Here is a 19175-nt window from a genome sequence, read left to right as displayed (position 1 = left end):
TTACACCACCTCAAAAGTAAATCTGAAATCGAGTGTTCTGTTTTCGCTGACGTCCAGGTCTGTTTTTCTTTCTGTGATCACGTTGCCCAGTTCGTCAAAAATTTGCACCGTTTCGATATGTTTGATGTCTTCCTCACGTTTTGTCAGAACGGTGACTGTCGCTCCGTCAATGGTGAGTTCTACTATTTCTGTTTTTTGTCCGTTCAGCAGCACGTGATCAATTCTGCTTTTTAAATCTGCCGCTGTACGTTCTCTGTATATGGTTGAAATCAAGTTAAAACCACCTCATTGTTGTTAAGGGTGACCGAATAACCGACCTTCAGCTCACTGGCTGTTCGGTATCTGCGGTGATTCAGGATGACTGTGTCTTTGATTTGTAGCGTCTCGTTCAATCCGCCTCTGAGCGTATACGCCAAATGAGCGGGCTTCATGTTTTCTATCGCTTCAATCAGCTCATTCATGTGCTGAAGGTCATCAACATTGATATCCACGTTAAATCTGTATTCGCCGGGCAGCAGGCGGACCTGTGCAGAGGGGTTCTTCAAGAAACGATTCACCGCCTGCTCAATGGCCTTGTAGGTGATTGGCGGAATGTTCGACATTTTTGAAATGAGACGCAGTCGCCTGATCTCATCCGTATCGCCTGATTCCCGCGGGACGTTTAAAATCTTTTCCCAGCGGCTGAGCCCCCATGTCGCTGTCGGCACAAATAGCTGATCAGTCAGATCAAAGATGCTGTGATTCTGTTGATCAAACTCAGGCGCTTCCGCTTTCAGCAGCTCAGCCATTTCTTTTAGGCTGGTGAGAAACGGCGGCAGATACGCTGTCATGTCATCTTGTTTGCTCAATGATGTTCACCTGCCCAAGCTTCGGAATTTCCACGTCGCTCAGCACGAGATTTTCCGAAGTTCCATTGATTTTAATATTGGAATAATCACTGACTGACGGTGAATTATAGACGATATTGTTAATTTGAGAAAGGCGGATGACGTTCTCTTCAAACGCCATTTTCTTAAAGAGGTTTAAAACCCCCTCTTTGATTTCCGACTTTACTTCTTCAATTGAGTGATTGATCTCAGGCAGCACTTCGGCAGAAATCTCAACTTCCTTCCAGACCGCGCTTTCGACTGTGACATAGGCTCCAATTGGCGCCTGTCCCTCACCCTGTCCCGGTTTAGGATCAATATAATCTTTCACTTTTTGTATCAAGATATCGGAAGCGGGCTCAAGATTCACATTCGTGACGACGATTTTGACCGTGCCCTCTCCCTTCCAAAGCGGAAAGATCTTTGCTTTCCCAATACCGTCCACCTCTTCAGCCCACTCTTTATAGTGCATTTTGTTAGCGCTGACAGCCTCGCGCCGAACTCTTGTAAAATACCGTTCTCTTAGGCTGTCGTCTCCTTCTTCCTCTCGCCCCGGGATTAGGATTTCTTTAACAATGGCTGTCTCTAATCCGGGAATGGTATCCAGCGACAATAAATTGCGTCCAGTCAGATTGGCGTTTCCCGCTTCACCAGGTGTTTCGCAGATGAGCGTTCCATCTGCCGTATATTGAAAATAAAGATGATCCACATAAAAGCGGGAGCCCGCAGGAATGGTAACGCCAGATGTAAACTCTCCCGCTCTGACCGCCTTTGTCGCGGCTGTCCGTTCAATCCCCGCTTCCGCTGCGCGCCGGTCTAAAAATTCGCCTTGGGCGGTATCAGAAAAGACCAGCTCGAGCACGGTGTCCAGCCATATATACGACTTCGCAAGCTCGGCTGCCGCCGGAGCTAACGCATTATAAATAACGCTGCCTTCTCTTGTGTCAATATCTGCGGAAATGCTGTTCAGCATGCGTTCCATAATATTTTCAAAAGTCTGCTCCTCAAACATCTGCTCCAATCACCTCCTCAATCTCAAGCGCTCCTTCATCTGTCTCCACCACAAAGGAAACATGAAACGCATCACCTTGTTTTTCTATCTCAAAATTTGTTACAGCAGATATCCGGTCGTCATAAACCAGTGCCTCTTCAATTAGCCTCGGAATCTCCATTTTTTTATATGCATCTGTCGTTTCTTGGTCTGTCAGCACGTCCTGAAGCTCATTTCCGACATTATGGCTGTACACCGAATACGCATAGCGTTCTGTTTGTAAGGCGATATACACGAATTGTCTGATCGCTTCAAGCCCGGTAATCAGTTCATTTGTAATTCTTCCGTTTACAAAATCTATTTTGTATGTTTGCGAGGTTTCAATGACGTCACTTTCATCCTCAAAATCTTCAAACTCCATTTCTGGTGTCAGGGCCATGCCGCCCACTCCTTTATGACAAGCTAAATAAAAACCCCTTCGTATGGAAGCGGTTTGTCTATACTTTATCTAAAATAAAAAACGATTGACCGCCAGTCAGAGCCGCGGTCATGACGCGATCCCCCGGCTCGAGTGCATCATCTTCTCCGAACTTCATCCGTTTTGGGATGATGAGGGCGTCAGCCGGTATGATCAGTTTGCTGTTTTCTTTTAATTTGATTTCAACAGGAGAAACCGAAACCACCTCAGCCGGGAGCAGCTCCACCGGAGACTCAGCGTCAACTGCGCCGACGGCCAAATGTTTAATCGCCTCACTTAATCTCATCAGGACACTCCTTCCGGCATCGTATTCTTTTCGACAACATCAATGGTCATCGTATGTTTCGTTCCTTTAAACTCGTGCCGGTCCGTATCTACCCAGTAGGTTTTCTTGATCCCGGCCTCCGGAATGGATATATAGACAGGCAAACCACTCCTTACTTCCGGAATGCCGACCGCCTGAATATTTTTTAGCTCTTTTTTGACGCCCTTTTTTTCAGCAAGGCGCACATCTGCCCGCTGCTGAAGCTGAGCTTGGTTGATATCATCTGTGACCGTTTCTGTATATTGAAGCACACCGTATTTGTTTACGCCTGAACTGTCCTTGGCAGACGCTTTATACGTCTTATTGTCCTTCTGCCTACGGAGCACCACCCGTGTAGCAGTGTCGTTTATGGAAGTGCTGTATTGGTAGCCCGTGATATTGACACCCGTTTCCAGCACCCATACCTCCGACGGATCTGGCCAAGCGCGCAAGCCGAGCTTTCCTTTTTCCGAATACAGCTGATAATGTCGTCCTGTCTGGCTTTTCGTCTGTTTCAACGCTTTCAATATGATGTCATATAAGGTCGTATCATTTTTTATGACGAGACTTTTGATCGTATGGCCTGTGTTCGCAATCGAGGTTGTCGGTATTTGAAAATCATTGGCGATCCTCCTGATCATCTGGTCGGCTCGCTGATTGGAAAACACGTACACGTCCTTATTTTTGACCAAGTATTGAAGCATATCATACGCGCTAAAAGCAAGCGTATGCTCGTCCGGTGTTCTTGCAAAAACAATGCCGCGAAAAAGCTCTTTTCCCTTCCACTTAAACAAGACCGTATCACCCTCAGTAACGCTGTAATACGTCTGGTCGCCCTGTTTGATGACGATGGTCGCTTCTATAGAGCGAGGCGCCTGATAACGGTGGCCTTCCAGCGATACGCTTTCTGCCACTAGCTCGAGCCACTCTGTGTCTTTAATGACAAACAGTTCTATCATCACACATCACCTGTTTCATTGCGGTATCTTTAATTTTTGGCCGGGAAAAATCCAGTGCCCCGGCTGCCTGATGTTCCGTTTGCTCCGTTTGATCATTGCGGTTTTATTGGCGTTCCAAATTTTGCGCCATTGCGTGCTGTTCCCATAAAACCTGCCGGCAATGTCCCACAGCGTATCTCCCTTTTTTACGGTGTAGGTTTTGGGAGACGCCTTCGACGGGCGTTTTGCCTTAGTTTTTTTCTTCTGCTTGATTTTTCGGGGGGAAGCGGTTTTGTATTCTTTCAGGACGATATCAAAATCCCTATCTCCTATCTCTTTGTCCCCTTCACTGTATTTAAGGCTTTCAATGCTGCATGTCATATTGATTTTTGTTCCCGTAATTAAAAATTGGACAGGCTTTTTAGCCTTCATCCATTTTTCAATTTTCGCAATGGCATTCTCAGGAGACGGTAAATTTTGATATTCAGCTATCGGTGTATACTTTTTTGGAAAAAAAGAAGAAAATGAAATTTCTTTCGCTCCAGGTTCTTCAATAAACGTTAGTTCTCCCAGACCTGTAATCTTTACTGAGTCATTCTGTACACTATTTGCTATATCAATTGCTTCGGGAAGAACAGGAAACCGCAGCTTTTCCTTCCCCTGTGATATCCAAAATTCATAAACAGACTTAGTCAAAAGCTACGACCCCCTTTGTTCCGGTGTTTATGTCTTTTTGTAACTCATCAAGCAATGCCTGCTTAATTTTCGCTACTAGGCTGTCAGCGTCCTGTCCATTATGGAAATGCTGATCGCCGTTAAACTCAATCTTAATTTCTTTCGTTCCGGCCGTTTGGATCGTTTGCCGGGTTCCAGAGGTAACGGCTGAAACTTGGCCTGAAGAAAGCTCAGGCTGCTGGGATTGAGATGGATCTGTCACTTCCATTCCCAGTGCTTGCGCCGCTTTCTGAAGGAGGTAGCGGCCGCGGATGCCCCGCTCCTCAGGAATGATCCATTCCCGCTTGTTTCCTTCACCGACACGGGCGATTTGCTCTTTTGTAATCAGTCCGCCGTTGGCATAACCGACATACGGACCGCCACGTTTCAAGCTTTTAATACCAGGTACATTGTCAATTGAACCGTATCTGCTTTTGATATATCCTATAGCGGCAGCAGCGTTGTGAATCGGATTTTTAATGTTACCCATACCCGGTGCTTTATGAGCATTGAATGTGGTCGGAACTGTCTGCATCAGACCTTGCGATGGATTCCCTGCCTTCGCGTTACTATCCCAAAGGTTAATAGAGTTAGGATTGCCCCCTGATTCATACTGTGCAATCGTCATTAATCCTGAAAGCCAGCTTAATGGTGTTTTTGTGGCCATCATTGCAGCCATAAGCCACTGCTTCACATTCCCTCCTGCTGCACCCATTCCGGAATAAGCAGCCGCCAGTGATCCAGCTTGCTTTTCAGCATATTTTTTCACATCGACAGAATCCAGACCTTTTACAACACCTACAGAGGCAAAGCGACCGAGACTCATCATAACTCGAGAAGGCGAATGAATATCTAGCTCTTCACGGAATGCCTTTTCAACTTTTTTCGCGAGTTCCTTGGCAGCTTCATGAACGTCACTTGCCTTAGAAGTCATACCTGAAACAAAATTCCCGATCATGCCGCTGCCCCAGCCATTTGAGGATTCCTTAGAACGGACAAACGGTTTATTCACGTGAGTATTCACGTACTGATCAGTGCCAGTTTGTGAACTATTTTGACCTGAAGCAAACCCTTTGATCGTACCAGTTCCCCATGAAGAGGATTTATTCACAGTGTTCTGGAATGGTGTTTTGACTTTCGTCTGCAAATAGCCGTCTGTACCGGTTGCAGTGCCGTTTTGACCCTTGGCATACCCGCTTACCATTTGTTTACCGTAATTGGGTGAAGCAGAAATCATTTGTGTAAATGGCGTATTGATGTTTTTCTTTTTCCAGTCTTCCATATTGACCGGCTCTTTGCTTATGCCTTTGCCAATGCCTTCTGAAAATTGCTGTCCGAGTGCGGATGCTTGGCCTGTAAGATTTGCAGTGTCCATTGATGGAGAAGGTGATCCTGATAATGGGCTGACTGCACCTCCTGAGACAGATACCGAACTTCCACCGGAAGACGAAGCGGCTCCCATGTCGTCTACGACTTGCATACCGAGTTTAGACGCCGCTTGTGAAAGAAGCATTTTGCCACGTCCTCGGTTGTTATCGACAGGGATAACGAATTCCTTGCCGGCTTCACCGATCCAAGAGATGGTTGGTTTGGTGATGTAACCGCCTGTGGCATTTTTATCCAGATCCTTACCTTTATCCGGATCTCCGCCGCCGGTTACAAAATTGATCACTTTACTAGCTACGCCGCCAGCTTTATCCCAAATTTTCTTCACCCAGCCGAACGCTTTAGAAAAAGCATCTGAGATGGCTTCTCCAACCTTTGCAAGAGGTTCTTGGATATTCTTTTTAAACCAGCCGCTCAGACCCTTCCATATCTTCTTGACGGTATCTATTGCTTTTTGGAAAGCGTCAGAAATTCCCTTGCCTACATCTGAGACTGTATTTTTGACCGGGTTCCAAACTGTATTCATGAACCATCCCGATACTGTACTGAAAACACTCTTAATCTTATTCCATGCACCAGTCATTTTATCCCAGATTGTGGTTGCCGCTCCGATAACAGCGGATTTTACTGGCCCCCACACATTGCTCATAAACCAGGATGCAACTGCACTGAACACATTTTTAATCGTCGTCCATGCACCTATAATTTTAGACCAAATGGCTGTAGCCACACCGACAACCGCCGATGACACAGGTGTCCAGACATTGTCCATAAACCATGTGGATACGGTACTGAAAATGGTTTGTATCGTTGTCCATGCGTTTACAATGTTTGACCATATGCTTGTAGCTACGCCTACAACTGCTGATGATACTGGCGTCCAGACATTATCCATAAACCATGTTGATACAGTTCCCCAAGTATCCTGAATGGCTGACCATGCACTTTGTGCCCCCTCTGTAATGCTGTTCCATGTATCATTTAGAGCGCCAGCATCAATTGCCTTACCTAAACTTTCTCCGCCGAAAGATCCTGCAATTCCTCCTATTGCACCGCCAATCACTGTCCCGACTCCCGGAACAACACTTCCAATTGCCGCTCCGGCTGCTGCTCCTGCTAGACCTCCGCCGGCTGAACCTACTTTTTCACCGGCATTATCCTTATTGATTCCGGCTAAGTCAGTAAGAGACAAGATTTCGCCTAATCCTGGGATTCCTTTCGCGGCTCCTTTTAAGCCCTTCAGTCCCCCCTTCAAACCTTTTGAACCTCCCAATGATTTCAGAAGACCTGAAAAACCTTTACCGGACGCGCCTTTAGCTGCTTTTGCGGATTTCGGTGTATTCACAGAATTTGTTTTATTGCCTTTCGTTGATGAACCGTTTCTGTTTTTGACTTTTTTGCTTTTGCCTGTACTGATTCCAGCACAGCAGCATCCGCAAGCCCCGCCCCATTTTCCGCCTGACTTCTTCGATTTAGAGCCCGACGCTTTTTTGTTCATAGAAGGTTTTTTCGTGCGGTTTGAGTTGTTAGAAGTTGCGTTCTTTGTATTGGCTTTTGGTGCTTTTTGTTTCCCTTTGCTTCCGTTGGATTTGCCCCCAAGCAGACCACCAAAATCCAAATTCCCCAGTTTTTCAGCAATGCCTTTTATAATCTTTTCAAAAAACTCTCCCGCTTTTTCAATAATTTTATCAGGGCTGAATTTCTCAAATTTTTTCGCGATTTTGGAGACAATGTTATCAACAAACTTTTCCGCTTTATTGGCGATTTTATCCGGGTTCAGAAAATTAAATTTATCCGAGATTTTGTCAATGATATTTGTTACAAAGTCTTCTGCTTTCGTGATAATGGCATCGGGACTAAATTTGCTCACGATATCATCCACTTTTTTCATAAATGACTCTGTAAATTTGTCCAATTCATTAAAAATCGTTTCCGGGCTGAATTTACTTACGACATCGTCCACCTTTTTCATAAAGGACTCTGTAAATTTGTCCAGCTGCTTAAAAATAGCTTCAGGACTGAATTTACTTGCGATTTCGTCTACTTTTTTCATAAATGAGCCTGTAAACTTATCCAGCTGCTTAAAAATGGCTTCAGGGCTGAATTTACTTGCGATTTCGTCTACTTTTTTCATAAATGAGCCTGTAAACTTATCTAGCTGTTTAAAAATGGCTTCAGGACTGAATTTACTTGCGATTGCATCTACTTTCTTCATAAAAGAGCCTGTAAACTTATCCAGCTGTTTTAGAATCGTTTCCGGACTGAACTTTGTCGCAATCGCATCAACCTTACTCATGAACGATGTTGTGAACTTATCCAGTTGTGCTAGAATTGTCTCCGGACTGAACTTCGTTGCGATTGCATCCACTTTTCCCATAAATGATGTTGTGAACTTATCCAGTTGTGTCACAATTGTCTCTGGACTGAACTTTGTAGCGATTGCATCAACCTTACTCATGAACGATGTTGTAAACTTATCCAGCTGGGACAGAATCGTTTCTGGGCTGAACTTTGTCGCAATTGCATCCACTTTTCCCATAAATGATGTTGTGAACTTATCCAGTTGTGCCACAATTGTCTCCGGACTGAACTTTGTTGCAATTGCATCCACTTTACTCATGAATGATGTTGTGAACTTGTCCAGCTGAGTTAACATTGTTTCCGGGCTGAATTTTGTCGCAATCGCATCCACCTTATTCATGAACGATGTTGTAAATTTATCCAGCTCTGTTAAGGTTGTTTCCGGGCTGAATTTTGTGGCGATGTCATCCACTTTTTCCATGAATGATGCAGCAAATTTGTCCAGTGCTGTCAAAATCGGTTCTGGATCAAACATGCTTGCAATACCACCGGCATTTCCTCCGGTTGTAGGAGCTGCTTTGTCGGGTGAATCTGAGCTTCCCATGCTGTCAATTCTTTTCTGCAAGGAATCCAGCTTACCTGATACCTTGTCATTAATAGCCAGCTCCAATTTGTTGTCTTTTCCTGTTAAGGCATCAATACCTGCTGAAATGCGACCGACTGTTTTCATGACGTGATCAATCACGCGTATCGTAACAGAGTAGCCACTTTGAAGTGCGTTTTGCATATAACGCTGTATTTTTTGAACAGCCGGCGAAATTTGGTCTTCTGCACTCAGCATGATCGTAAATCCTTTAAATCCCGCAACGAGCTCTCTTAATCGTTCAAACTTTGCTGTTGCTCGGTCAGTGGCGCCAATTTTAATAGATACCGATGCCGGCAATCCCTGCAATTGAGTTTGAACCTTCTGAATGACAGTGCTGGCATTATCCTCAGCCGAAATGGAAATCAGTTGGGCGCCAAGCTTTTTCTTTAATGATTTTTGTATGCGGTCAATTGTCCTCAACACACTTTTGCTCTCTTTTCGTATATCGATAGCCCTATTTCGCTGCGTTACTTTTCTATACTTTTCAAGCGCTCTAAATCCATTTTGTATCTTTCTTAACTTTTTGCTTACACGGTCTTCCATTTCAAATCTTGCTGTCAGCTTTGCCAATTACGATGCCCCTCCTTTCTTTGCTTGTTTTTCAAGAAGATCCAGCTTATAGCCGATCAGCCCATACAACAGCGCCTTAAAATTACGCGGCGCTTCATGGAGTTCTAATAAATCAGATGGAGAATAATGAAGCTCGTGCATCGCATAGTAGAGATACACGGCTTCTTTATGTCCATCTTTGATTAGTTTTTTGCTTCTTCTTCCAGGTCTTCTAATTCATCTTCGAAGCCATTAATCTCAATCGCTTTGTTTAACCAGTTTGCGTACTCGCCCCCGACGGACAGGACGCGTTTCGCAACTTCTACCGGGTCGGCCGTTTTGTATGCTTCTCGAAGATCTTTTGAGCGGAAGTCAGGATAAACGGTTGATTCCACTGCGATTCGGGCATAAAAGCGCTGGCTGTCTAAGTCTTTTACACGGCCTCTGCCTTTGACATTTTTATACGTTGTTGTTTCTTTCTCCAATTCATCAATGCGTTCTGTCGTGATCGCTTTAAAAACAAATGGCACGATGTTCCCTTTTTTATCAACAAAACGCTTTGAGATCGGCACTTTGATTTCCTCAGCTTCAATTGTTTTCCCCGGCATAAAAAAGGAAAGATCATATACGTTTTCGTTCTTCTCGCTCATGTAAAAAACTCCCTTATCTTTTAATTGATTTCATCATGTAAAAACAGGCCTTTCTGAGAAAGGCCTGTACGGCTTGTTCAGCTCTGATTAAAACGTGTCAGAAAGCTTTTCAGGCACGTCGAAGTCCTCGAATGTAAATGGAACTTCTTCCTCTAATGCTTCTGAATCGACATCAAGGCTTGCGATTTTCGCTGAGTCAAAGTTGACGTCGTAAAGCGTGACTCTTTCCGTGCCTCTTCCGGAGGACTTATCATCCAGCACAGCTTGCAGCGTAAAGTAAGGATCGCTGCCTTTTTTGACGTAGTCCATCATCAGGATCACGAATTTTGATGTGACTTTATAGAACGTCGCTGTTCCTGTTCCGTTTGCCCCTGTTGTTTTATGGCCGGTCATGCGGCGGCCCATAATGTTTACTTCAGACTTGTTTTTCTCGACATTGGCTTCAAATGTTTTGATGTGCGCCATTTCTTCGCCATCGAGAAATAAGCGGCCTTCTTTTCCTGAAATAGTGTTTTGCGCTTTTAATGCCATATTAGTTTACCTCCACATTAAAGTAGAATTTTTCTGCCGCGTCGACAGGCTGTACAGCCAGGTCGATCAAGAAGCCGTCACGGTCTTCATTCATGGAAATGGTGATATCTTCATCAGAATCAAAGCCGGTGATGCCGCCCGCATCCTGAAGAGTTGTCATGTATTGCGTGATCATCGTTTTCACATACTGAAGCCCGTCTTCAGACGCCGGAATATCGCTTCCGCTGCCTTTTCGTGATTTGATTAAGGTTTTCAGCTCGCGAGTCAAATCATTATTTACAGCGTCCAGAACTCGAACAATTTTATTTTTCGCAAACTTTTTGTTTTTCTCGGCTGTAAATGTGACGAGTGAGTTAATGTCTTTTTCTACGCTCACGCATTTATCGCGGGCATCGAATGTGAATAAAAATTCGCCTTTGCCCAGACGTTCAACAATCGCATCGTGGTCAAGGCGGTGTAACACATCAACGGCGCCTTCGTACTCTACAAATGTCAGTGATTGGTTAAAGGTAGCTCCTGCGCTCGCTCCAGCTACCCAAGCCGTTGCTTTGTCCGGCGGAACTTCCGTGCCATCTTCCAGCAGCACACCTTCTGTTACGTTGATGATGCCTTCATAGTCACCGGCATAATTGGCTGTGACCCCTTGCACTTTTTGTCCTTGTCCGTCGCGCAGGCGCTTAATGAAAGCGGCAAACGTCGCCTTCAGCTGATCACCTTCCGCAACAGGCAGCACAATCACATCAAAGCTCTCCGTTTCAGCCGCGGCTAAGAAATCTGTATAGTCGGAGTTGACAGGGGCCTTATCCGTACCGCCGGATAAACGGATTCCCGCAGATGCATTCAGTGTCTCAGCTGAAGTATCTCCTTCTGAACCAGTGAGCGGAATGGTCGAAGAAAGATCGCCTGTTCCAGTAAAGGTGACATAGCCGTTAGCTGTTAATTCTTCAGCCTTTTTGACCGTCTGCTTATCAACCTCTGATTCATCCATATACGTTGTCACATCAAAAGAAGCAGCATCCAGCACATTTGGGTTGATGCGGATGATAATGTCATTGCCTTTTGAACCGCCATATACAGCTGTCGCTTTGACGCCTTCAGCAATATCAGCAGACGCTCGGACACCTTCGGTTAAACGGTACATCAATACCGTTTGCGCATTTTTCTTCGCTTCACGCAAAAGCAATAAGGACGGATCATCAATGCTGAGGCCCACTTTTTTGTTTAGGTCCTCAACACTGGAAATGGAAACGAACGTTTTCGCTTCGCCCCAGCTTGATGCGACTGGAAGCGCGACAGTTCCCCGCTCACCGAGTGACACCCGCTCCTGTGCTGTCGTTTTAAAGTTAAAATAAATGCCTGCACGTTCTTTTTCTTTGCCTGTTGTAAATGTTCCGCCATTCATGATGACATGACCTCCTTGGTTAGAAATGTTTGAATCAATCGATTGGCTTCTGATTTCGTCATACGTGTTTGATCCACGCCAAATAAAGCCCCCTGAAGGATATCCGGCTTAACGCCGAACAGCTCCTTCGCGTGCTTAATCAAATCCGCTGTATCAAAAAGAGCTTCCCGGCTCTCTGTATGTACAGCCTTCTTCTGTTGTTTGTTCTTTGCCACCGCTTATTTCACCCCGCTGTTCATGTCGATATCCTGTAAGACAGGCTGTTCTGTTTTGTGATAATAATATCGGCTGCTCCACCTGATCACCATGACCGCCTCGCCCCTGTCTCCTACCCTTGTCTCGATTCGGGTAATGCGAACCATATCCCGCGTCTTCTCACCGGATTCACTGAGCAGCGGAACCATGTTTCTCGCCTCTCGGATGGCATCCGCGAGCCTGTCCGCTTCATCCAGCGCCTGAACGGAGTCATGATGAAACAGCTTCACATTGAGACTGTAGGTTTTTTTAAATGTGGAGACCGTATCTGTTTCCTCGAAAACAGATGGCGATGGGACGTATAACGACGGCACCTGAAACTGATCAGGCAGCTCTCGTTCATATATGGGAACAGACCACTGGCTGTATAAAAACGCCATGATCGATCCTGTTTCGCTGTTCATCCTGCTCCTCCTTTACAGCTTCTTCAGCCACTGGCGCCATTTGCTTTCCAGCGATGTTTCAAACAGCTGTTCATATAAAAGCAGCGCATGGTCCCAGTAGCTTGTGCCCGGAATCCATTTTCTCTTGAGTGCCATTCCCGTGGAAGCGGCGGGATCATAAATAAACCGCGCACCTTGAAAATGCCCCGGCACCCATCTGACATTTTCTTGTGACGTCCAATGGCCGTCATTCAGAAATGAAGCGTAATCAAGCTGTGTCCCCACCTCAAGCGAAAGCCCTCCGCTTTGCGCAATCCAGCGATTGTCCTCCGCGCCTTTTTGAAAGGAGCTGAGCAGTTTTTCTGTATCAATCGTTTGTGTGCTGATCAGTTCAGATTGAACGATCTCTAGAAAATCTTGCCCGCACTCCTCAAGCCAGCGGGACGCCTGATGTGAAAAGCCGCCTGATGCCGCTTTTTTTAATGATGTATTTAGCTGTTTCAGCCCCGCTATTTTCATAGGCTTTCATCCCTAACCGCGATGACTTCCCAATGATGATGTCTGATCCTTTTCGGCAGCTTTAGTATATATTGATGATTCTCCCAAATGATTTTATCGTTCACGCGGATGTCCGCTGACAACGGAAAATGGACGAGAAAGCTATGATATACAGTTTGATCCGGTTCTTCCTGGATCAGCTGCTGCGTTTTTTCGGTAAAATAGCAAGGAACACCTTGTTCATCGGGTGTGTCCGGATAGGAAATCACCGGCTGCAGCTTGTCGGCCGGAATTCCGAATCGGCCTGCAGACGGCGCTTTTGTTGCTTCATGATAAATGTCGCAGCGGTGAATGAGCATGTGCTGATAGCTCATAAAGATCTCACCTTCAGTCTGGAGGACTCGGGAAAGTAGCCAGGCGTGATAAACGCTTCGAGCAAATGATACACCTCTGGCCGCTGAATGCCTCCGTCTCCGGACATCGTGTAAGAATAATCCCCCATTTTTTCAGACTGATAGCTTGATGAGGCTGATTCATCGCTGTTTACAAGCGCAAAATACTGGGCTAGTTTCAGCAAAGCCAATTTCGCCTTGTCGGGCAGCGGGTCATAAACGCTGTCTTCAAAGCGGTGGCCCGTGATGAGGGCCGCTTCCGCTTCCGCCTCGATGATATCCTGTGCCAGCAGTTCTTCCGGCCTGTTTTTCACTCGATCAAAGACCGAATAGGAGGCTACGTCAGTCGGTTCAATGAGCATGAGCTGACCACCCCGTTTCTATTATTCTTTTACGTTAATTAATTTCGCGCAGGCATCCTCTTCCTCGAACTTGCTGTCCAGCTTGGCTGTTAAGACGATAACGAATTTACGGGCGCGGATGTCTTTGTCGACTTCAATACGGATATTGCGGGAGAAGCCGAGAATGATATTTTTCGGATGTGTGAGAATGATATCGGAAGCGTCATATTGCGCGTCTCCCTCACCGACTGTGTACGGCTGCATATTGGATACCCCTTTAACCGGTACGCCGAATGCTGTTGACAAGCCGCCCTGAACAGCCTGGTCCCCAAGGTTTGTCTGGCGGTCTGCCACACGGTCCTTCCATTCAACTTCTAAGCCGTGAGACGTATAGAACCTGAATTCCTGAGGAATGCGCAAATATTTCGGCGGAACAGCCTTTAAGCCTTTCTTGAATGTCGCTCTGGACAGTTCCTCACCGTTCATGTCCACGATATGGGACACCGCTTGTTTACGGATGCCGTCCAGCTGTGCCAAATACGGATCAGCTGATGCTGTATCCCCGTTTACAATCAGCTCTTCAATATCAACTGCTGCGCGCTCTGCTAAAATTTGCATGATGGTTTGCTGCAGGCCGTCTTTTTCAATGTTGTTTTCGAGTGTGTCATACGTAATGTTGATTTCCGCAATGACTTCCTTCGCGTTCAGCTGGACAGTGCTGGTCGTTGGAACAGTCAGCTCGTCGTTTGACAATGCTTTTCCTTCTTGAGCCGCCCGCAGAATACGCTGGCCAAAGCCGATTTTTTCAAATTTTTGCGAGTCATTTTCCATTTGAATCACGCGGGATTCACTGAAAATGGTCGGCGTGTTTTGCACCATGCGGATGAAAGCCGATGCTTGCGCAGGATTCATAAGCCCGCCGCTTTTTAAAGCAGAAAGCGACATTTCCGCTTTCCGAATGATCTCTTGATTTCTCAATTGATTTCCTCCTCTTTGACTGGTTTTACAGCAGTCCGCTCCAGATTGATTTTTTGACTTGCTCTGTATTGCCGCCCGCATCGTCCGCTGTCTGTTTAGACGCGCCTCGCGCTTTTTCCAACGCCTCGATGCGTTCGATCAGCGGGGCGAGCATCTCTTCAACGACTTTTTTCAGGCGCTCGTCATCACCCGTCTGCTCCGGCTTTTCCTCCATATTTGTGTTTTTTTCAATTCGTTCAAGCCGTTTGAGCAGAGGGTACAGCGCATGCTCGAATGATTCTTTCATGTCTTCTTTTCTCATTTCTTCAGTCTCCTTCCCTGTTTTGTCAGTCAGCATCTGCTTGAATACACTGAAGAATCCCGCTTTTTCAACCGGTTCTTCCTCATACACATCAGCAGTGCCCGCCATGCTATAGCCGGTAATGATTCCAGCCTTGATCTGTTCCCACACCTCGTCAGACGCTCTTGTTACGAGCACCCACGAGCCTTTTGCAATCTGCTTTGACCCGATCATAAAATCATCGGGCGCCACATATGACTCGACCACGACGCCAGTTCCGCCCTCAAAGCTGTGATTGATGTCAATCTCCCGTGCCTCCGCGAGAAATCCGTGCGCTGCTTTTTCAATTTCCTCGGCGGTCATAAAATCACCGTGGGCGTCAGGAACATCTGGCTCATACACGATTCCGTACACGAGCTTTTGTTCGTCCCGCTCACTTTTTGTAAACAGCCGAACCTTTTTTTCAAATGACGGAGGTCCCGCTGACTTCGTAAAGAAAAATTCTGTTTGGTTAGCCGCCTTGTCCACATAGCTGACAAAGCTGATTTTGGCATTTTTTAATTCCCGCGCCACCTGCTTGATTCACCTCCCTTCAGGACGTTTTGATCTCATCGATGCTTTCTTTCAGCTCCTGCATGAGCGCAGCCAGGTTTGTTTTTTCCGCATCCTGTCCTGCAGGCCGTTTATACATTTCTTCGGGCCACTCCTCCAGCGTTTTGCCAAGCACCCGTCCGGCAAGGTCGCGTAAATCATTCGGCGAGACCGCTCCGGCTGTAATAAAAGGACCGAGCACTTTCGCAATCTCAAGCGGATCACGAAAGTCCGGTCCTTTTAATGTCAGCCTGACGTCATGAATATTCAGCTCCGGCAAAAGCAGTGTGTTCAGTTTATTCACGAGCGTTTTTCGCTCCGGCTGAAAGACCTGCTCCTCCGTAATTTTTCTGGCGGTATCGGCTGTCGCCCGGTTGTATTCCTGGGCCTCGCCTGTATACAACGGCGGGAGGCGGAACGCCGAGCGCAGCTTATTTCTGCTTTTTTCATCGTATTCAAGAAACAAGGCGTCGTTTTGGAGAATTTCCGCGAGTGATTTGATTTCAACAGAAACCGGCGTAATATCCTCTCCCCCGTGCAGGTCCTTCTCTTTCGCGATTCCCTCCGCTTCAATAAGGAGGAATTTATGGGCATTTTCCACGCCTTCAAGATCATTCATGTACTCTTGCAGCTCCCGATAAGAAGCTTCCGACAGCATCCCGTTTTCCACTGTGATGGCGGCGGGTACGTGACGGCCCTGTTTAAAATACATAAAATTGAGCTCTTCCGCTTTTCGCGCCCCGTATAAATTGACGATATTGCCGACCCAGCGGGGCACCCCGTATACACCGCTTCCGATTTTGAGGTGAATCGCTTCATTCGCTTGATGCTTCTCTGCCAATGTGTTTACATATTCACCCGTTCGCATGTCCATTTTTCGCGGATCGCCGTATTCCTTGAAAAACACTTTCTCTCCATTGATCATCTGCACATATTTTCGGAAGCGTTTTTGCCTTTTGATCCTCTTCACTTTCCCGTTTTCTTCGTATACAAATGAAACCTCGACTGGCTCACCGGCTCCGCATACTCGCATATGCTTCACATCTAAATATTCAATGCCGGCCGGTTTTCCCATCCCGTCACGCAGCACTTCCATAAACCCGTTGCCTGTTTTTTCTCTGTCTTCGATGGCATAGCCCAAAATCATTTCAGCTGATTCGTCAAAGTGAAGGCATTTATAAAAGGCTTCGAGTCTGGCCCATTCTTGTTCCGCTTTTTTCTTTTTCGTTTGATCGACATCACTCGCGTTGACATCAAATGTGTACTCAACATCGAATCCAAAACCTGTAATATTGACTTTGTACGCATCAATGCATTGCTGGAGAATCGTCGAGTACTCAGCAATGCTTTTGAGCTCGATCATATTGTAAGGCGGTGCGATAATATCGTCTCCGTACAGCTCAGAAAAGTCATCTTCATAGATTTGCTTTGTCTGAGGAGCGGCGGAATTGGATTTGAACACAGTCGCTCTGACTGTTTGATTGTGCATCATTTATGACCTCCTCCTTTCACGGTTCGGCCGGATCCGTTTGTGTGCTGTCTCTTTCATATCAGCCACCTCATAGTCATCAAGCGCATACCAAATGGCAGACAGCGTATGCGGGTCAATCGTGAATTCATCCTCTATCAGCACGCCGTTTTTGTCTTTGGCATACGTCAGCGTCTTGAGCTCATAGATGACATTTTCACAGCGGTCCGAACAGAAGATCTTTTTGAATCGTTTCACTTTTTTTGTGTATTGAAGCCTTGAGCCGGGAAACTTTCTGGCTCCGACCATTCGAAAGCCCTGCTGACGGAAATATTGGATGCTTTTCGGTTCAGCAGCGTCGGCTTTAATCAATTCCTGTGTATCAATAAACTCACGCAGCTCCTCAGCCGTCCTGTCATCTGTCATTTTGTTTCGATAATACTCCCAATAAATGTAGAGGTGTTTTTTCTCAGGATCGACAGCGAGCCGGATGACGGCATTGTAGGATTCCTCAAACCCAAAATCCATGCCTGTCCGAAAAATCGGCTGGCCGATGGCTTCGATGCGTTCTTTTACTTGATCATGCGGAAGCACCTCGAACTGCGGCAGCACCCTGATCCCATTGACGCCGAATCGTCCTTTACGGGCAATCCGGTATAAGTCAGGATCATACGCCTTGAGTCCGTCAAGCTGTTTCACATAGCTTTTCGGAAGAAAGAGATTGTCGTTTGCCGTGGAATGATGATAATACGTATCTCCCTTCACAATCGTCCGCTTTTCGTAAAGCTCGCTGTCATCCAGCACAAACCGTTTATTGCGCTCATCCCGAAAAAAATGCCGGTACGTCCAATTGGAGGTGCCGACGGGATTGGTGGTGCAGATCATGTGTAGCTTCAGCTCAGGGTGGCGCAGACGGCCGATTAATTCCTTAAAGCCTTCGTACTTCACCTCTGAGCATTCTTCAATCCATATTAAAGAAATGTTATGAACTGATTTTAATTTCGCCGGATTGTCCATTCCTTTGAACATGATCCGGCTGCCGTTTTGAAAACGAAGCTGCAGCGGGGAAGAAAGAGGTGCCACAGCCTTTGTGAGGCCGAGCTCTTCGACCACCTCTTGAAACAAGGAGTAGGTTGAATCCCGATGGGTATCGAACACTTCACGGATGACAAGAGCCGTCCGTTTTTCCTTCAGCAGCTTTAATACGATTTTCAATGCGGTATGATAGCTTTTGGATGAGCCGTAGCCGCCGACGAGAAACTGGTACGTCTGCTCCCAATTGAACACGTAATCTTCGAAATGAGGGTTGATTTCTTTTACAATCATGGGTTGCCCTCTTTTCGTTTGATCATGATTTCAATCGGCGCTTGGCTGTCATCTGTTCTCTCCGCTTTTTGTTTGGCAAGCTTTAATTTCTCGTTTTCAATTTTTTGTTTCAATTGATCCGGAAACAAATCGAAATATAAGGACAGCTTCTCGAGCGCCTTCATTTTATCGGCGAGCTTGATGGCGATGCCTTCTTTGCCGAGCTTCGCTTCCGTTACAATGGTGCCGTCCACAAGCCCGGAATCTTTGACATCGACATAGCTGATTTCCTTCATAATCGGATTATCATCTTCATCAAACAGCGGCCCCGATTTCCCGATTGCCTGGACCTCTTTTTTTCCGAAAGTCACATAGTCCGTTATATCCGCAAACGCGATTTTGATGTAAACCTGCAGCACGTCCATCGCTTCAATAAACATTTCATTGACCATTTCTTTTTTAATGCGCCTGATTTCAGCAGCGACCTTTTCATTCTTTAACAGCCGGCTGCCCGTCACATGGGCGCTGTCCGGAGAATAGCCCGCTTTGATTGCCGACTGTGTGGCATTGAAGCTTTTGACGTAATACAGGCAAAACAGCCGCTGCCGTTCATTTAATTCATCACTATCTATCCGGCGCTGTTTTTGTTCGTTTCTGGCTTCAGAAAACAAGGCCTCTTTCCATTTGTCTTGTTTTTTCCAGATGCCGATTGTTTTCGCGGAAACGCCGATTGTCTCCGCGATCGCTTGATTTGTGATCTTTCCTTGATGTTGTTGATAGATTGCTAATGCTTGTTCGCGCTGTTGTGTTTTCATGCTACGGCATCACCGCCACCTCCGGCATGGATGTCTATTCATAAAAGCGGCTGATCCTGCCAGCCGCTTATGTGTCATGCTCTATTCACTTATAGGTGGCAAACGTATGACAA

General features: G+C 46.2%; 22 protein-coding genes. All 22 read right to left on the bottom strand.

The annotated features are described in order from the left end of the window. The 22 genes from M1D98_RS06725 to xtmA all read right to left on the bottom strand — a co-directional run bounded on the left by M1D98_RS06725 (nucleotide 1) and on the right by xtmA (nucleotide 19062). Nucleotides 1-273, bottom strand: coding sequence for a hypothetical protein (locus M1D98_RS06725; protein ID WP_010330427.1), 273 nt, complete (start codon nucleotides 271-273; stop codon nucleotides 1-3). Beyond that, nucleotides 270-848, bottom strand: a complete 579-nt coding sequence (locus tag M1D98_RS06720; RefSeq protein WP_435576881.1) for a YmfQ family protein — start codon at nucleotides 846-848, stop codon at nucleotides 270-272. Before M1D98_RS06720 ends, M1D98_RS06725 begins: the two co-directional genes overlap by 4 nt. Continuing rightward, on the bottom strand, nucleotides 832-1878 hold the full coding sequence (locus tag M1D98_RS06715) for a baseplate J/gp47 family protein (protein ID WP_435576880.1): 1047 nt from the start codon (nucleotides 1876-1878) through the stop codon (nucleotides 832-834). The genes M1D98_RS06720 and M1D98_RS06715 overlap by 17 nt, the downstream gene beginning before the upstream one ends. Further along, entirely contained in the window at nucleotides 1871-2296 is a 426-nt protein-coding gene (locus M1D98_RS06710) for a DUF2634 domain-containing protein (protein WP_121642394.1), read from the bottom strand. Before M1D98_RS06710 ends, M1D98_RS06715 begins: the two co-directional genes overlap by 8 nt. Nucleotides 2297-2354: 58 nt before the next feature. Next, nucleotides 2355-2621, bottom strand: a complete 267-nt coding sequence (locus M1D98_RS06705) for a DUF2577 family protein (RefSeq protein WP_121642393.1) — start codon at nucleotides 2619-2621, stop codon at nucleotides 2355-2357. Next, on the bottom strand, nucleotides 2621-3598 hold the full coding sequence (locus M1D98_RS06700) for an XkdQ/YqbQ family protein (RefSeq protein WP_121642392.1): 978 nt from the start codon (nucleotides 3596-3598) through the stop codon (nucleotides 2621-2623). The genes M1D98_RS06705 and M1D98_RS06700 overlap by 1 nt, the downstream gene beginning before the upstream one ends. 15 nt (nucleotides 3599-3613) lie before the next feature. Continuing rightward, nucleotides 3614-4273, bottom strand: coding sequence for a LysM peptidoglycan-binding domain-containing protein (locus tag M1D98_RS06695; RefSeq protein ID WP_121642391.1), 660 nt, complete (start codon nucleotides 4271-4273; stop codon nucleotides 3614-3616). Beyond that, on the bottom strand, nucleotides 4266-9194 hold the full coding sequence (locus M1D98_RS06690) for a transglycosylase SLT domain-containing protein (RefSeq protein ID WP_456280129.1): 4929 nt from the start codon (nucleotides 9192-9194) through the stop codon (nucleotides 4266-4268). The genes M1D98_RS06695 and M1D98_RS06690 overlap by 8 nt, the downstream gene beginning before the upstream one ends. Beyond that, nucleotides 9195-9335, bottom strand: coding sequence for a hypothetical protein (locus tag M1D98_RS06685; protein ID WP_082246371.1), 141 nt, complete (start codon nucleotides 9333-9335; stop codon nucleotides 9195-9197). A 41-nt stretch (nucleotides 9336-9376) separates the two neighbouring features. Then, nucleotides 9377-9823 (bottom strand): phage tail assembly chaperone, encoded by a 447-nt coding sequence (locus M1D98_RS06680; RefSeq protein WP_010330418.1) that lies wholly within the window; start codon nucleotides 9821-9823, stop codon nucleotides 9377-9379. An 87-nt stretch (nucleotides 9824-9910) separates the two neighbouring features. After that, complete coding sequence (locus M1D98_RS06675) at nucleotides 9911-10354, bottom strand: phage tail tube protein (RefSeq protein WP_003220592.1); 444 nt, start codon at nucleotides 10352-10354, stop codon at nucleotides 9911-9913. Nucleotide 10355: 1 nt separating this feature from the next. After that, on the bottom strand, nucleotides 10356-11756 hold the full coding sequence (locus tag M1D98_RS06670) for a phage tail sheath family protein (protein ID WP_456280128.1): 1401 nt from the start codon (nucleotides 11754-11756) through the stop codon (nucleotides 10356-10358). After that, a complete protein-coding gene (locus tag M1D98_RS06665) occupies nucleotides 11753-11971 on the bottom strand; it encodes a hypothetical protein (protein WP_010330416.1) in 219 nt (72 codons plus the stop codon). The genes M1D98_RS06670 and M1D98_RS06665 overlap by 4 nt, the downstream gene beginning before the upstream one ends. A gap of 3 nt (nucleotides 11972-11974) precedes the next feature. Beyond that, nucleotides 11975-12415 (bottom strand): phage tail terminator family protein, encoded by a 441-nt coding sequence (locus M1D98_RS06660; protein WP_121642389.1) that lies wholly within the window; start codon nucleotides 12413-12415, stop codon nucleotides 11975-11977. 12 nt (nucleotides 12416-12427) lie between these two features. After that, nucleotides 12428-12913: an HK97 gp10 family phage protein gene (locus M1D98_RS06655; protein WP_121642388.1), complete on the bottom strand. Its 486-nt coding sequence runs from the start codon at nucleotides 12911-12913 to the stop codon at nucleotides 12428-12430. Further along, nucleotides 12910-13266, bottom strand: coding sequence for a YqbH/XkdH family protein (locus M1D98_RS06650; RefSeq protein WP_435576877.1), 357 nt, complete (start codon nucleotides 13264-13266; stop codon nucleotides 12910-12912). Before M1D98_RS06650 ends, M1D98_RS06655 begins: the two co-directional genes overlap by 4 nt. Further along, entirely contained in the window at nucleotides 13263-13646 is a 384-nt protein-coding gene (gene yqbG / locus M1D98_RS06645) for a protein YqbG (RefSeq protein WP_010330411.1), read from the bottom strand. The genes M1D98_RS06650 and yqbG overlap by 4 nt, the downstream gene beginning before the upstream one ends. A 21-nt stretch (nucleotides 13647-13667) precedes the next feature. Further along, nucleotides 13668-14603, bottom strand: a complete 936-nt coding sequence (locus M1D98_RS06640) for a phage major capsid protein (protein WP_456280127.1) — start codon at nucleotides 14601-14603, stop codon at nucleotides 13668-13670. 25 nt (nucleotides 14604-14628) lie between these two features. Further along, on the bottom strand, nucleotides 14629-15456 hold the full coding sequence (locus tag M1D98_RS06635) for an XkdF-like putative serine protease domain-containing protein (protein WP_456280126.1): 828 nt from the start codon (nucleotides 15454-15456) through the stop codon (nucleotides 14629-14631). Between the two features lie 19 nt (nucleotides 15457-15475). Continuing rightward, nucleotides 15476-16963, bottom strand: coding sequence for a phage portal protein (locus M1D98_RS06630; RefSeq protein WP_268552363.1), 1488 nt, complete (start codon nucleotides 16961-16963; stop codon nucleotides 15476-15478). A 3-nt stretch (nucleotides 16964-16966) separates the two neighbouring features. Beyond that, nucleotides 16967-18268, bottom strand: a complete 1302-nt coding sequence (locus tag M1D98_RS06625; RefSeq protein ID WP_456280125.1) for a PBSX family phage terminase large subunit — start codon at nucleotides 18266-18268, stop codon at nucleotides 16967-16969. Beyond that, nucleotides 18265-19062 (bottom strand): phage terminase small subunit, encoded by a 798-nt coding sequence (xtmA, locus tag M1D98_RS06620; protein WP_010330406.1) that lies wholly within the window; start codon nucleotides 19060-19062, stop codon nucleotides 18265-18267. The genes M1D98_RS06625 and xtmA overlap by 4 nt, the downstream gene beginning before the upstream one ends. Between the last annotated feature and the right edge of the window lie 113 nt (nucleotides 19063-19175).

The sequence above is a fragment of the Bacillus sp. K7 genome (assembly GCF_053903245.1).
Note: the sequence above shows the minus strand (reverse complement) of the source record. Positions and strands in the feature narration are given on the sequence as shown.